This is a genomic window from Paraburkholderia caballeronis (assembly GCF_900104845.1).
Lineage (GTDB): Bacteria > Pseudomonadota > Gammaproteobacteria > Burkholderiales > Burkholderiaceae > Paraburkholderia > Paraburkholderia caballeronis.
The window spans coordinates 837712-851336 of the sequence record NZ_FNSR01000001.1; the positions used below are offsets into that span (position 1 = coordinate 837712).

13 protein-coding genes are annotated in these 13625 nt (G+C 65.9%); 9 read left to right on the forward strand and 4 right to left on the reverse strand.

Features of this window, described 5'->3' with window-relative positions; all coding sequences use genetic code 11:
* Positions 1 to 113: 113 nt before the first annotated feature.
* Complete coding sequence (locus BLV92_RS03700; RefSeq protein WP_090542341.1) at positions 114 to 1862, forward strand: proline--tRNA ligase; 1749 nt, start codon at positions 114 to 116, stop codon at positions 1860 to 1862.
* 19 nt (positions 1863 to 1881) lie between these two features.
* Positions 1882 to 2481 (forward strand): MarC family protein, encoded by a 600-nt coding sequence (locus BLV92_RS03705; RefSeq protein WP_090542343.1) that lies wholly within the window; start codon positions 1882 to 1884, stop codon positions 2479 to 2481.
* Positions 2482 to 2598: 117 nt separating this feature from the next.
* On the opposite strand, the gene BLV92_RS03710 is transcribed toward BLV92_RS03705, so the two are convergent.
* On the reverse strand, positions 2599 to 3150 hold the full coding sequence (locus BLV92_RS03710) for a hypoxanthine-guanine phosphoribosyltransferase (RefSeq protein WP_090542345.1): 552 nt from the start codon (positions 3148 to 3150) through the stop codon (positions 2599 to 2601).
* 142 nt (positions 3151 to 3292) lie between these two features.
* Positions 3293 to 4660, reverse strand: coding sequence for a signal recognition particle protein (ffh, locus tag BLV92_RS03715; protein WP_090542347.1), 1368 nt, complete (start codon positions 4658 to 4660; stop codon positions 3293 to 3295).
* A gap of 100 nt (positions 4661 to 4760) precedes the next feature.
* Here ffh and BLV92_RS03720 point away from each other — a divergent pair, with 100 nt between their 5' ends.
* From BLV92_RS03720 to ampD, 3 genes are read left to right on the forward strand one after another with little or no spacing between them, the layout of a single operon-like run.
* Positions 4761 to 5684, forward strand: a complete 924-nt coding sequence (locus BLV92_RS03720; RefSeq protein ID WP_090542349.1) for a cytochrome C assembly family protein — start codon at positions 4761 to 4763, stop codon at positions 5682 to 5684.
* Positions 5685 to 5697: 13 nt separating this feature from the next.
* Complete coding sequence (locus BLV92_RS03725) at positions 5698 to 6030, forward strand: PP0621 family protein (RefSeq protein ID WP_090542351.1); 333 nt, start codon at positions 5698 to 5700, stop codon at positions 6028 to 6030.
* Positions 6027 to 6647 carry a 1,6-anhydro-N-acetylmuramyl-L-alanine amidase AmpD gene (gene ampD, locus BLV92_RS03730; protein WP_090542353.1) on the forward strand — a complete coding sequence of 207 codons (621 nt, stop codon included), beginning with the start codon at positions 6027 to 6029 and terminating at the stop codon, positions 6645 to 6647. Before BLV92_RS03725 ends, ampD begins: the two co-directional genes overlap by 4 nt.
* A 173-nt stretch (positions 6648 to 6820) precedes the next feature.
* Here the strand turns inward: ampD and BLV92_RS31975 are convergent, their stop codons facing one another.
* Positions 6821 to 6961 carry a hypothetical protein gene (locus BLV92_RS31975; RefSeq protein WP_166676667.1) on the reverse strand — a complete coding sequence of 47 codons (141 nt, stop codon included), beginning with the start codon at positions 6959 to 6961 and terminating at the stop codon, positions 6821 to 6823.
* A gap of 165 nt (positions 6962 to 7126) precedes the next feature.
* Here BLV92_RS31975 and BLV92_RS03735 point away from each other — a divergent pair, with 165 nt between their 5' ends.
* From BLV92_RS03735 to BLV92_RS03750, 4 genes are all read left to right on the forward strand, one after another.
* Positions 7127 to 10156 carry a ribonucleoside-diphosphate reductase subunit alpha gene (locus BLV92_RS03735; protein WP_090542355.1) on the forward strand — a complete coding sequence of 1010 codons (3030 nt, stop codon included), beginning with the start codon at positions 7127 to 7129 and terminating at the stop codon, positions 10154 to 10156.
* A gap of 530 nt (positions 10157 to 10686) precedes the next feature.
* Positions 10687 to 11913 carry a ribonucleotide-diphosphate reductase subunit beta gene (locus tag BLV92_RS03740; RefSeq protein ID WP_090542357.1) on the forward strand — a complete coding sequence of 409 codons (1227 nt, stop codon included), beginning with the start codon at positions 10687 to 10689 and terminating at the stop codon, positions 11911 to 11913.
* An 83-nt stretch (positions 11914 to 11996) separates the two neighbouring features.
* On the forward strand, positions 11997 to 12314 hold the full coding sequence (locus BLV92_RS32490) for a hypothetical protein (RefSeq protein ID WP_090542359.1): 318 nt from the start codon (positions 11997 to 11999) through the stop codon (positions 12312 to 12314).
* A gap of 28 nt (positions 12315 to 12342) precedes the next feature.
* A complete protein-coding gene (locus BLV92_RS03750) occupies positions 12343 to 12912 on the forward strand; it encodes a histone H1-like DNA-binding protein (RefSeq protein ID WP_090542361.1) in 570 nt (189 codons plus the stop codon).
* Positions 12913 to 13119: 207 nt separating this feature from the next.
* On the opposite strand, the gene BLV92_RS03755 is transcribed toward BLV92_RS03750, so the two are convergent.
* A complete protein-coding gene (locus tag BLV92_RS03755) occupies positions 13120 to 13596 on the reverse strand; it encodes an outer membrane lipoprotein (RefSeq protein ID WP_090542363.1) in 477 nt (158 codons plus the stop codon).
* Between the last annotated feature and the right edge of the window lie 29 nt (positions 13597 to 13625).

The following is a 13625-nucleotide window of genomic DNA, read 5'->3' on the forward strand; positions in this document are numbered from 1 at the left end:
GCTGCCCGCGCATGCAGTATCGTCACACTGCGTATCGTGCAGGTTCGACAATCCCACCGTTTTACTCGCTTCGGGCGGCCTCTCGCCGGCCGCCGCTTTTGGAAAATTCTTGAATGAAAGCCTCCCGTTTCTTTATCGGCACCCTGAAGGAAGCGCCCGCCGACGCCGAAATCGTCAGCCACAAATTGATGGTCCGCGCGGGCATGATCCGGCGCGTCGCCGGCGGCATCTACAACTATCTGCCGGTCGGGCTGCGTTCGATCCGCAAGGTCGAGCAGATCGTGCGCGAGGAGATGAACCGCGCGGGCGCAATTGAACTGCTGATGCCGGCGGTGCAGCCGGCCGAGCTGTGGCAGGAGTCGGGGCGCTGGGTCAAATACGGGCCGGAACTGCTGCGTTTCAAGGACCGCAAGCAGGCCGATTTCGTGATGGGGCCGACGCACGAGGAGGTCGTCACCGACATCGCGCGCAACCAGATCAAGAGCTATCGTCAACTGCCGGTGAACTTCTATCAGGTGCAGACGAAGTTCCGCGACGAAATCCGTCCCCGTTTCGGCGTGATGCGCGGGCGCGAGTTCATCATGAAAGACGCGTATTCGTTCGACAAGGACGTCGACGGCCTGAAAGAGTCGTACCGGAAGATGTACGACGCGTACACGCGGATCTTCACGCGGCTCGGCCTTGAGTTCCGCGCGGTCGCGGCCGACAACGGCTCGATCGGCGGCAGCGGCTCGCACGAATTCCACGTGATCGCTGACACCGGCGAGGACGCGATCGCGTATTGCCCGACGTCCGAATTCGCCGCGAACGTCGAGGCGGCGGACGCACTGCCGCTGGTCGCCGAACGCGCGGCGCCGACCGAACCGATGCAGAAGGTCGCGACGCCGGGCGCCGCGAAGTGCGAGGCGGTCGCCGACATGCTGGGGATTCCGCTCGAACGCACGATCAAGTCGATCGTGCTCGCCACCGACAACAACGCGGACAACGAAGGCGCCGAGCCGACGATCTGGCTGCTGCTGCTGCGCGGCGACCACGACCTGAATGAAATCAAGGTGTCGAAGCAGCCGGGCCTCGCCGACGCGCGCTTCGCGACCGAAGCGGAGATCGTCGAATGGTTCGGCACGCCGCCCGGTTATCTCGGCCCGATCGGCACGAAGAAGCCGGTCAACGTGATCGCGGATTCGACCGCCGCGAACATGAGCGACTTCGTCGTCGGTGCGAACGATGCCGGTTATCACATCACCGGCGTCAACTGGGGCCGCGACCTGCCGGAGCCGATCGTCGCGGACGTCCGCAACGTGAAGAAGGGCGATCCGTCGCCGGACGGCAAGGGCGTGCTGGACATCTGCCGCGGCATCGAGGTCGGCCACGTGTTCCAGCTCGGCACCCGCTACTCGGACGCGATGAACGCGACCTTCCTCGACGAGACCGGCAAGCCGCAGCCGATGGTGATGGGCTGTTACGGGATCGGCATCACGCGGATCCTCGGCGCGGCCATCGAACAGAATTTCGACGACAAGGGCATCATCTGGCCGGAAGCGATCGCGCCGTTCGAGGTCGTGCTGTGCCCGATGGGCTACGACCGCAGCGAACTCGTGCGCGAGCACGCGGATCGCCTGTACGGTGAACTGGTCGCGGCGGGCATCGACGTGATCCTCGACGATCGCGGCGAGCGGCCGGGCGTGATGTTCGCGGACTGGGAGCTGATCGGCGTGCCGCACCGGCTCGTGATCGGCGAGCGCGGCCTGAAGGACGGCAAGATCGAGTACCAGGGCCGCCGCGACGCCGAAGCCACGTTGCTGCCGGCCGGCGACGCCGCGGCGAGCGTCGCGCAGAAGGTCCGCGCGGCGCTCGCGCGCTGACGGTCACGGGAGCCGCGCGGTGGAGTACAGCTTCCTGTCCGCGACGATCCTGCTGATCCTGATTACCGATCCGCTCGGCAACATCCCGCTCTTCATCAGTTGCCTGCGCGGCGTTGCGAAGCAGCGCCGCGCGGTCGTGATTCTGCGCGAAGTGGCGATCGCGTTCGTGATCCTGCTGGTGTTCATGGTCGCGGGCAACCGCTTCCTGCGGATGATGGGGCTCACCGACACGTCGCTGCGGATCGGCGGCGGGATCGTGCTGTTCCTGATCGCGCTGCGGATGATCTTCCCGCATCCGGGCGGTCTGTTCGGCAGCGGCGACAAGGGCGGCGAGCCGTTGATCGTGCCGCTCGCGATTCCGGCGCTCGCCGGCCCGTCCGCGCTCGCGACGGTGATGCTGCTGACGTCGCAGGCGCCCGGCAAGACGCTCGAATGGGTCGCCGCGCTGACGGTCACGATGGTGCTTTGCGCGATCGTGCTGGTGCTCGCGGAGCGGATTCAGGCGCTGCTCGGCGAGCGCGTCGTGACCGCGTTCGAGCGGTTGATGGGACTCGTGCTGGTCGCGATCTCGGTCGAGATGATCCTCGCGGGGATCGGCGCGTTCGTGCATCAGTTGTGAAGCGGGCGCACACGCCGAAGTCGATCCGGCGATGAAATGAAAAAAGCGGCCCAGTTTTGAACTGAGGCCGCTTTTTTGTGCGCGCGCGAAACGCGAACCGGGCAGGAACCCGGCGGGTTACGCGCCTTCGGTCAGCGCGCGGATCGTCGGCAGGTTGCGCCAGTAGCCCTTCGCGTCCATTCCGCAGCCGAACACGTAGCGGTCCGGCACCTTGAAGCCGCAGAAGTCCGGGTGCAACGGTTTCGTCTTCGAAATCAGCTTCTCGCACAGCACCGCCGACATGAAGCGCTTCGCGCCCATCGCGAGGATGCGGTCGCGGATCGCGGCCATCGTTTCGCCTTCGTCGAGGATGTCGTCGAGCACGAGCACGACGCGGTCCTTCACCGACTCGGCCGGCGCGACGCGCCATTGCATCTCGGCGCTGCCCTTGATCGCGTTGCGGTAGCGCGTCAGGTGGATGTAGTCGAATTCGAGCGGGAAATCGAGGTGCGGCAGCAGCATGCCGGTGAACACCGCCGCGCCGCCCATCACCGACAGCACGAGCGGGAAGTCCTCGCTGATCTGCTGGCGGATCTCCGCGGCCATCCGGCCGATCGACGCGTTGACCTCGCCCTCCGAAACGATCTCTTCGGAGTGGCGGAAAATATGCAGGGCTTCTTCGCGGTTCATGACGTCTCGCGGGCGTGGTCTATATGTAAACAGTGTGGGAAGAATCGACGGCGCGCGCTACACAGCATAAACCCGGGCGGGCCGGCGCGCGTCGAATGACAAAAAGCGGCCGCGCGGCATGCCGTGCGGCCGGCGGAAAAAATCAGCGCATGCCGGGCAGCATGCCCTTCATGCCGCGCATCATCTTCTGCAGGTTGCCGCCCTTCAGCTTCTTCATCATCGTGCGCATCTGGTCGTACTGATTCAGCATCCGGTTCACCTCCTGCACCTGCACGCCGGCGCCCGCCGCGATGCGGCGCTTGCGCGTGGCCTTGATGAGTTCCGGCTTCGCGCGCTCGGCCGGCGTCATCGAGTTGATGATGCCTTCCATCCGGCGCATCTGCTTCTCGGCCTGGCCCATGTCCGCGCCGGCCGCCGCCTGCTGGAACTGCGCGGGCAGCTTGTCCATCAGCGACGACAGGCCGCCCATGTTCTTCATCTGCGAGAGCTGCGCGCGGAAGTCGTTCAGGTCGAAGTCGCCGCCTTTCTTCACCTTGTCGGCGAGCTTCTGCGCGGCCTGCACGTCGACGCCGCGCTGCGCCTCTTCGACGAGCGCCAGGATGTCGCCCATCCCGAGGATCCGGTTCGCCATCCGGTCCGGGTGGAACACTTCGAGGCCGTCGAGCTTTTCGGCGACGCCGACGAACTTGATCGGCTTGCCGGTGATGTGACGCACGGACAGCGCGGCGCCGCCGCGCGAATCGCCGTCGAGCTTCGTCAGCACGACGCCGGTGAGCGGCAACGCGTCGTTGAACGCCTTCGCGGTGTTGACCGCGTCCTGGCCCAGCATCGCATCGACGACGAACAGCGTCTCGGCGGGCTGGAGCAGAGCGTGCAGCGCGGAGATCTCCTGCATCATCGCTTCGTCGATGCCGAGGCGGCCGGCCGTATCGACGATCAGCACGTCGTGATAGTGGCGTTTCGCCCAGTCCACCGCCGCGTTCGCGATGTCGACCGGCTTCTGGTCCGGCTGCGACGGGAAGAAGTCCGCGCCGACCTGCTCGGTGACCGTCTTCAGCTGCGCGATCGCGGCCGGGCGATAGACGTCGCACGAGACGGTGAGCACCTTCTTCTTGTACTTCTCGCGCAGCAGCTTCGCGAGCTTGCCGACGGTCGTCGTTTTACCCGCGCCTTGCAGGCCGGCCATCAGGATGACCGCCGGCGGCGTGACCGCGAGATTCAGTTCGGCGGCCTTGCCTTCGTAGTCGCCGCCGATCACCGCGGTCAGTTCGCGCTGCACGACGCCGACGAGCGCCTGGCCCGGCGACAGGCTGCTGATCACTTCCTCGCCGAGCGCCTTTTCCTTCACCTTCGCGATGAATTCGCGCACGACCGGCAGCGCGACGTCGGCTTCGAGCAGCGCGAGGCGCACCTCCCGAAGCATTTCCTGCGTGTTGGCCTCGGTCAGCCGGGCTTCGCCGCGCAGCGTCTTGACGACGCGCGCCATCCGTTGGGTGAGAGTGTCGAGCATGGGGGAGCCGATTGGGAATGCGGTGCAGTGCGGCCCGGGTGCCGCGCGAAGGAGCAAGAGCGGTCCGTCGCGGGAAGGGGGCCTATAGTAAACTTCGAACATGGATATTGTACTGTATGCCCTCACCGCGCTTCTGTACGGCGGATTGTGCGCAGCCGACTGGCGGGCCGTGCGGCACCCGGGCGCGCAGCCGGTTCTCGGCGGCGCGACGCCGGTGCCGCTGCCCGTCGGCGGCGCGCCGGCCGCGCGCGCGCCCGGCCTCGGCGCCGTCGCGCGCACGCTGCTCGGCGTCGCGCTCGTCGCGCACGGCGTGCTGCTGCACATGACGATCTTCCCGCAGAGCGAGATGGTGTTCGGCTTCGCGTACGCGCTGTCGGCGATGTTCTGGCTCGGCGCGGGCATCTACTGGATCGAAAGTTTTTTCTTCCCGCTCGACGGGCTGCGCCTGCTCCTGCTGCCGCTCGCTGCGGTCGCGTCGCTGCTGCCGCTCGTGTTCGGCGGCGTGCGAGTGCTGCCCTACGCGGCCGCGCCGATGTTCAAGCTTCATTTCGTGATCGCGAACGTCGCATACGGGCTGTTCGCGATCGCCGCGCTGCACGCGGTGCTGATGCTAGCGGTCGAGCGCCGGCTGCACGCGCTGCGCGGCGCGGGGCTGCAACGCGCGTCGAGCGCGCGCGACGGCTGGCTGTCGAGCTGGATCGAAACGCTGCCGCCGCTGCTGACGATGGAAAAGCTGCTGTTCCGGCTGATCAGCGCCGGCTTCGTGCTGCTCACCGCGACGCTCGCGTCGGGCATCGTGTTCAGCGAGCAACTGATCGATCGCGCGTTGAGCCTCGATCACAAGACCGTGTTCGCGATCCTGTCGTGGCTGATGTTCGGCGCGCTGCTGACCGCGCGCAAGCTGTCCGGCTGGCGCGGGCGCGCGGCGCTGCGCTGGGTGCTCGCGTCGTTCGCGGCGCTGCTGCTCGCTTACGTCGGCAGCCGGTTCGTTTTCGAGGTGCTGCTGCACCGTCCCGTTGTCTGAGCGCGGTCAATCGATGAGACAGATACTTCTCCTGATCCTGCTGTTCGTCGTCGGTCAGTGGTTCGTGAAGGCGCTGCGGCGCGCCCAGGCGCAGGAGCGGCCCGATGCGCCGCCGCAGCCGGCGGCTCCCCCGCGCAGCGCGGGGGAGGCGCGCCGCAACGGCGGCGCGCGGCCACGCACCGCGCGGCCGGCGTCGTTGTCCGAGCCGATGGTCCGCTGCGCGGAGTGCGGCGTGCACGCGCCGCGAAGCGAATCGGTGACGGCCGTCGGCCAGTCGTTCTGCTGCAACGAGCACGCGCGCAAGTACACGGCGCGCTCGGCCGGCCAGGATCGCGCCGCGCGATGAGCGGTCCGTCCGCTGCGCCGTTCGCGGTCGATGCGCACGGCTGGGTGCCGGCCGCGCATCGCCTGCCGTCGCCGAATTTCGAGGCGCGGCCCGCGGGCGCGGTGCCTTCGTTGATCGTCGTCCACAACATCAGCCTGCCGCCGGACACGTTCGGCGGCCCCGGCATCACCGACCTGTTTCTCGATCGTCTCGACTGCGACGCGCATCCGTTCTACGACGCGAACCTGCGCGGCGTGCGCGTGTCGTCGCACTTCGTGATCCGCCGTGACGGCGTGCTCGAACAGTACGTGTCGTGCGACGAGCGCGCGTGGCACGCGGGCCTGTCGAACTTCTTCGGTCGCGAGCGCTGCAACGACTTCTCGATCGGCATCGAACTGGAAGGCAGCGACACGACCGCATTCGAAGCGGCGCAATACCGGACGCTCGCGGCGCTCGTGCAGGCGCTCGTCGCGCGTTATCCGGTCGACGGACTCGCCGGTCATTCGGACATCGCGCCGGGCCGCAAGACCGATCCCGGTCCGCACTTCGACTGGGCGCGGCTGCAGCGCGACGCCCAACTCGCGGACTCGTATTTCCCGTATCGGCATCCGCGCGACGCGCAGCGCGCGGCACCCTGACGCGAGCGCGCCATCGCCGAAAGGCGCATGCACGCTTGCTTTGCGGCGTGTCCCCTGTCCGCGTGGGGGTCTGGAAAAGTCAAGGCTCCGGCAGCAAATAATTCAATTTGACCCGGCCTCAATCTCCACTATACTTGGTACCCGAAAACGAGCTTTGCACCATATGTTGTGGTTTACGGCGGCGCCCACTCTTTGAGCACGGCGCCGCGCGCATTACCGGCATAGAGAAAATCTTGTGCGGTGCCGCCGGCCGGTAGAGCCGGCGCGCCGCTGCAGTCGAGAAGAAGGGCACAGCCAATGATCGCGGCATCCACGATGAAAACCGGTGTTTCGTCCGTAGCGTCTGCCTTGCCGCATCCGGCAGCCTCGCCAGGCTGGCTGTTCTTCTCCGCCCGACCGTCCGCGCACTCGGGGGCGCGGCATCCGTATTAATCCGCGAAATTTCCGTTCGCACCTTTCCAGGACCAGGAGCTTTGCACATGCAAACGACCGATAACGTCACGACCCGCTATGAAGGCGCCTCCGCCGGCCACGTGCCGGGCGGCGAGCCTCAACGCGGCCAGGCGACGTTCGCCCAGGCCACGTTCGCCGACTACAAGGTGATTCGCCGCAACGGCAGCGTGGTGTCGTTCGAGCCGTCGAAGATCGCGATCGCCGTGACGAAGGCGTTTCTGGCTGTCAACGGCGGGCAGGGCGCGGCGTCGGCGCGCGTGCGCGAACTCGTCGAGCAGCTCACGCAGAGCGTCGTGCGCGCGCTGGTCCGCAGCCGCCCGGCTGGCGGCACGTTCCATATCGAGGACATCCAGGACCAGGTCGAACTCGCGCTGATGCGCGGCGGCGAGCACAACGTCGCGCGTGCGTACGTGCTGTATCGCGAGAAGCGCAACCAGGAGCGCGGCCTCGCGCAGGAAGCGGACGCGCCGGCCGCGCCCGGCCTGAACGTGATCGACAACGGCATTTCGCGTCCGCTCGACCTCGCCGCGCTGCGCGAACTGATCGTGTCCGCGTGCGACGACCTCGGCGATGCGGTGAACCCCGAGCCGATCGTCGCCGAGACGGTGAAGAACCTGTACGACGGCGTGCCGATGACGCAGGTGTACGACTCGGCGATCCTCGCCGCGCGCACGATGATCGAGAAGGACCCGGCGTACAGCCAGGTCACCGCGCGCCTGCTGCTGCACACGATCCGCCGCGAGATCCTCGAAGAGGAAGTCACGCAGGCCGACATGGCCACGCGCTACGCCGAATACTTCCCGCTCTTCATCAAGCGCGGCGTGAACGCCGAGCTGCTCGACGACAAGCTGCTGCAGTACGACCTGAAGCGCCTCGGCGAGGCGCTGGACGCAAGCCGCGACCTGCAATTCGGCTACCTCGGCCTGCAAACGTTGTACGACCGTTATTTCCTGCACGTCGGCGGCACGCGCATCGAGATGCCGCAGGCGTTCTACATGCGCGTCGCGATGGGCCTCGCGCTGAACGAGATCGACCGCGAGACGCGCGCGATCGAGTTTTACAACGTGCTGTCGAGCTTCGACTTCATGTCGTCGACGCCGACGCTGTTCAACTCGGGCACGCGCCGCTCGCAGCTGTCGTCGTGCTACCTGACGACGGTCGCGGACGACCTCGACGGCATCTACGAGGCGCTGAAGGAAAACGCGCTGCTGTCGAAGTTCGCCGGCGGCCTCGGCAACGACTGGACCCGCGTGCGCGCGCTCGGCTCGCACATCAAGGGAACGAACGGCAAGTCGCAGGGCGTCGTGCCGTTCCTGAAGGTCGTCAACGACACCGCGGTCGCGGTGAACCAGGGCGGCAAGCGCAAGGGCGCGGTCTGCGCGTACCTGGAAACGTGGCACCTCGACATCGAGGAGTTCCTGGAGCTGCGCAAGAACACCGGCGACGACCGTCGCCGCACGCACGACATGAACACCGCGAACTGGATTCCCGACCTGTTCATGAAGCGCGTGATGGAAGGCGGCGACTGGACGCTGTTCTCGCCGTCCACCTGCCCGGATCTGCACGACAAGTTCGGCGCCGACTTCGAGGCGGCTTACACGGCTTACGAGGACAAGGCCGCGCGCGGCGAACTGAAGCTGTTCAAGAAGATCCCGGCCGCGCAACTGTGGCGCAAGATGCTCGGGATGCTGTTCGAGACCGGCCATCCGTGGATCACGTTCAAGGACCCGTGCAACATCCGCTCGCCGCAGCAGCACGTCGGCGTCGTCCACTCGTCGAACCTGTGCACGGAAATCACGCTGAACACGAGCGACACCGAAATCGCGGTCTGCAACCTCGGCTCGGTGAACCTCGTCGCGCACCTCGCGAAGCAGGCCGACGGCACGTACGCGCTCGACCACGACAAGCTGAAGCGCACGATCAGCGTTGCGATGCGGATGCTCGACAACGTGATCGACATCAATTACTACGCGGTGCCGAAGGCGCGTAACTCGAACCTGAAGCACCGTCCGGTCGGCATGGGCATCATGGGCTTCCAGGACTGCCTGCACGTGCTGCGCACGCCGTACGCGTCGCAGGAGGCGGTCGAGTTCGCGGACCGCTCGATGGAGGCGGTCTGCTACTACGCGTATTACGCATCGACCGAGCTGGCCGAAGAGCGCGGCCGTTATTCGAGCTATCGCGGTTCGCTGTGGGATCGCGGCGTGCTTCCGCAGGACACGCTGAAGCTGCTCGCGCAAGCGCGCGGCGGTTACGTCGAGGTCGACACGTCCGAGACGATGGACTGGGCGACGCTGCGCTCGCGCATCGCGACGCACGGGATGCGCAACTCGAACTGCGTCGCGATCGCGCCGACCGCGACGATCTCGAACATCATCGGCGTGTCCGCGTGCATCGAGCCGACGTTCCAGAACCTCTACGTGAAGTCGAACCTGTCGGGCGAGTTCACGGTGGTCAACGACTACCTGGTGCGCGACCTGAAGGCGCGCGGCCTGTGGGACGAGGTGATGGTCGCCGACCTGAAGTACTTCGACGGCATGCTGTCGCGCATCGACCGCATCCCGGCCGACCTGCGCGCGATCTACGCGACCGCGTTCGAAGTCGATCCGACGTGGCTCGTCGAGGCGGCGTCGCGTCGCCAGAAGTGGATCGATCAGGCGCAGTCGCTGAACATCTACATGGGCGGCGCGTCGGGCAAGAAGCTCGACGAGGTGTACAAGCTCGCCTGGGTGCGCGGCCTGAAGACGACCTACTATCTGCGCACGATGGCGGCGACGCACGTCGAGAAGTCCACCGTCGCGCACGGCGCGCTGAACGCGGTGCCGACGAACGGCGGCGAAGGCGGCAACGGCGGTTCGTTCGGCGGCGGCGCGGGCTTCGGCGCAGCGGGTGCAGGCGGTGCCGCAGGTGCGAACGGCGGTTCGGGCGCACTGCAGTCGGCGCCGGCCGCAGCGGCGGCGGTTGCTGCTGCACCGGCGGCGCCGGAAGCGGACGGTCCCGTCTGCATGATGCGTCCTGGCGACCCGGGCTTCGACGAGTGCGAGGCGTGCCAGTAAGCGCGCGATAGTGCGCGACACGTCGCCGTGCGGTTCATGCGCGGCGCGTGATGCGAAAGCGGACGACGGCATAGTCGTCCGCATCGAACACCACGCCGCATGCGACACGCAGCGGCGCTTACCGAAGGCGTGCGGCACAGCGTGCCGCGACTCGCGGAGAAGTCGTCGGCGAAGGCGTCAGGAATCCCTGGAGTCTTTGCCGGTACGTCCCGGCTCACGCAGCTTCATCCAGTCGCGATGAAGCGGCAACCAGGCGGCGAAGAAGTCCGCCATGCAGGCTGTACCGGATGCGTCGCACGAGAGCGTCGATGCACACCGCGGACTCACGCTTGCGAACGCTCTCTCGATCACGTGATGACCTTCGGCAACGACGCATTCGCATCGCTCATTCGATGCGAGCGACGTAGTGCGACGACAAAGTGTTGTATGCAGGTCTCAACGCGAATCGAAAAACAGGAATTTTCGTGTGCGAGCCCTTTTAACGCTCACGAAAAGATGGTACAAACCGTTCTAAATTGATGGTGACATGTATGCTCAACTGGGATGACGAGATCACGGCCGTAACTCCGTCGAGCGGTGCGCAACAAAACGCGTTGCGCAACTCCGCTGGCCCGACTGTCCCGACTGTCGGCACGCAGCAGTTTGGACTGCGCGCCGCTCCTCAGATCTCCTCCGCGGAAAACATCTTCGCGAACGACTTCGCGGTCGCACCGCCCCCGGCTCCGGAGGTATCGTCGGAAGCCCGGGTGAACGTCGCCGACAAGCGCATCATCAACGGCAAGACCGACGTGAACCAGCTGGTTCCGTTCAAGTACAAGTGGGCGTGGGAGAAGTACCTGTCCGGCTGTGCGAATCACTGGATGCCGCAGGAAATCAACATGTCCCGCGACATCGCGCTGTGGAAGGACCCGAACGGTCTGACCGAAGACGAGCGCCGCATCGTCAAGCGCAACCTCGGCTTCTTCGTCACCGCCGACTCGCTCGCCGCGAACAACATCGTGCTCGGCACCTACCGGCACATCACCGCGCCCGAATGCCGCCAGTTCCTGCTGCGCCAGGCGTTCGAGGAAGCGATCCACACGCACGCCTACCAGTACATCGTCGAATCGCTCGGCCTCGACGAAGGCGAAATCTTCAACGCGTATCACGAAGTCGAGTCGATCCGCGCGAAAGACGAATTCCTGATTCCGTTCATCCACACGCTGACCGACCCGTCGTTCACGACCGGCACGGTCGAGAACGACCAGAAGCTGCTGAAGTCGCTGATCGTGTTCGCGTGCGTGATGGAAGGCCTGTTCTTCTACGTCGGGTTCACGCAGATTCTGGCGCTCGGCCGTCAGAACAAGATGACCGGTGCGGCGGAGCAGTACCAGTACATCCTGCGCGACGAGTCGATGCACTGCAACTTCGGCATCGACCTGATCAACCAGATCAAGCTCGAAAACCCGCACCTGTGGACGCCGGAGTTCCGTGCGGAGATCCGCGAACTGTTCAAGCACGCGGTCGATCTCGAATACCGCTACGCGGAGGACACGATGCCGCGCGGCGTGCTCGGCCTGAACGCCGGCATGTTCAAGAGCTATCTGCGCTTCATCTGCAATCGTCGTTGCCAGCAGATCGGCCTCGATCCGCTGTTCCCGAACGAAGAGAACCCGTTCCCGTGGATGAGCGAGATGATCGACTTGAAGAAGGAGCGTAACTTCTTCGAGACGCGCGTGATCGAATATCAGACGGGCGGTGCGCTGTCCTGGGAATGACCCGGACGCACTGCGAGTCTTTTGGGGATGCCGGCGGCGCAACGCGCCAGCGCCGGCAAGATGATTAGGAGCAGGAACGCCTGATGCAAAGCGTGCCCGGTGCCGTTGCGGCCCACCTATACGACAGGCACTTTGCGAACCCTTCAGTGGGATGGGCAAACTTCCCCCCGGAAAAGGGCGCTGGCTTGACGGCCAGCGCCCTCATCAAACGTTGGCCAGCGTCGGAGCCCGATGCTGGATGGACTTGGCGCGCGGTGCCCGACGGCACGGCGCGCCTTACCGTATTCATTAGCGTAAGCGCGAAGCATCTGCGTACGCCGATGAATAGCCCGCTTCGCAGCGCGCGCCGTGAGAAGCGTCCGCGGGAAGCGGGTTTTGACGAAGGGTGTAGTTTGAACTGACTCTCATCTGAACCTGAAGGAGAAAACGATGGCAACTGCCAAGAAGAAGCCGGCGGCGAAAAAAGCCGCTGTGAAGAAGGTCGCCGCGAAGAAGGCAGCACCGGCGAAGAAGGCCGCTGCGAAGAAGGTTGCAGTGAAGAAGGTCGCCGTGAAGAAGGTCGCGGCAAAGAAGGTTGCTGCGAAGAAGGTCGCAACGAAGAAGGTTGCCGCCAAGAAGGTCGCAGCGAAGAAGGTCGCGGTGAAGAAGGTTGCCGCGAAGAAGGCAGCGCCGGCGAAGAAGGCCGCAGCGAAGAAGGTTGCTGCGAAGAAAGTCGCGGTGAAGAAGGTCGCAGCGAAGAAGGTTGCCGCGAAGAAGGTTGCTGCAAAGAAGGCAGCGCCGGCGAAGAAGGCAGCAGCGAAGAAGGTTGCCGCCAAGAAGACCGCGGCGAAGAAGGCTGCGCCTGCGAAGAAGGCTGCGGCGAAGAAGGCTGCAAAGAAGGCTGCCCCTGCCGCGCCTGCTGCCCCTGCTGCCGCACAACCGGCCGCACCGGCAGCAACGGTGAAGACCGCGTTGAACCCGGCCGCAGCATGGCCGTTTCCGACCGGCAGCCGTCCGTAATACGCTGCACTAAGCGAAGCGCGCCATGCGCGCTTCGCGAGATTCATCCATCCCGTTGCCGGACTTACCGGCAGCGGGATTTTTTTCGTCCTCTGTTCGGCACGCGCGTGGCCGCAACGAAAAAAGGCGCATGCACTGAACGCGCACGCGCCTTGGGTTCCGCAGCCAGCGCAAGCGCCGGTGCGGTACAGGGGAAGCCTGGACGAATCAGTGCGTGACGCGCGTGACGCCGCCGCTCGACAGCAGACGCACGCGGTCGCCGGCGCGGAAGATCTCGCCGGTCGCGCTTTGCGTGATCGCGCGGAGGTCGCCATTGTCGAGGCGCACGGTGACTTCGACGCCGTCGCGCATCGCGGTCGCGTTCTCGACGGTGTTGCCCGCGACCGCGCCCGCGATGCCGCCGATGATGCCGGTCACGATCGAACCGCGTCCGCCGCCGATCGCGCTGCCCGCGACCGCGCCGAGCGCGCCGCCGCCGACTGCGCCGAGGCCGCTCGGCTGACCGTCGTTCGAGCTGATCCGCACGGCGCGCACGCTCTCGACGACGCCCATGCGGACCGTCGCTTCACGCTGCGCCTGCGACGCGGTGTACACGTCAGCAGAGCTGCTGTTGTACGCGCACCCCGTGGCCGCGAGCGAACCCGCGACCATTACCGCCACCATCAGACGACTCGTTGTTTTCATTTGCGATGCTCCCAATTGCTCCTGTTGGG

Excerpts from the sequence above, each read along its gene's own strand:
- ffh (WP_090542347.1), bottom strand. The coding sequence starts at position 4,660 with ATGCTCGACACTCTCACCCAACGGATGGCGCGCGTCGTCAAGACGCTG.
- BLV92_RS03740 (WP_090542357.1), top strand. The coding sequence starts at position 10,687 with ATGCTCAACTGGGATGACGAGATCACGGCCGTAACTCCGTCGAGCGGT.
- BLV92_RS03735 (WP_090542355.1), top strand. The coding sequence starts at position 7,127 with ATGCAAACGACCGATAACGTCACGACCCGCTATGAAGGCGCCTCCGCC.
- BLV92_RS32490 (WP_090542359.1), top strand. The coding sequence starts at position 11,997 with ATGCAAAGCGTGCCCGGTGCCGTTGCGGCCCACCTATACGACAGGCAC.
- ampD (WP_090542353.1), top strand. The coding sequence starts at position 6,027 with ATGAGCGGTCCGTCCGCTGCGCCGTTCGCGGTCGATGCGCACGGCTGG.
- BLV92_RS03710 (WP_090542345.1), bottom strand. The coding sequence starts at position 3,150 with ATGAACCGCGAAGAAGCCCTGCATATTTTCCGCCACTCCGAAGAGATC.
- BLV92_RS03725 (WP_090542351.1), top strand. The coding sequence starts at position 5,698 with ATGAGACAGATACTTCTCCTGATCCTGCTGTTCGTCGTCGGTCAGTGG.
- BLV92_RS03720 (WP_090542349.1), top strand. The coding sequence starts at position 4,761 with ATGGATATTGTACTGTATGCCCTCACCGCGCTTCTGTACGGCGGATTG.
- BLV92_RS03700 (WP_090542341.1), top strand. The coding sequence starts at position 114 with ATGAAAGCCTCCCGTTTCTTTATCGGCACCCTGAAGGAAGCGCCCGCC.
- BLV92_RS03750 (WP_090542361.1), top strand. The coding sequence starts at position 12,343 with ATGGCAACTGCCAAGAAGAAGCCGGCGGCGAAAAAAGCCGCTGTGAAG.
- BLV92_RS03755 (WP_090542363.1), bottom strand. The coding sequence starts at position 13,596 with ATGAAAACAACGAGTCGTCTGATGGTGGCGGTAATGGTCGCGGGTTCG.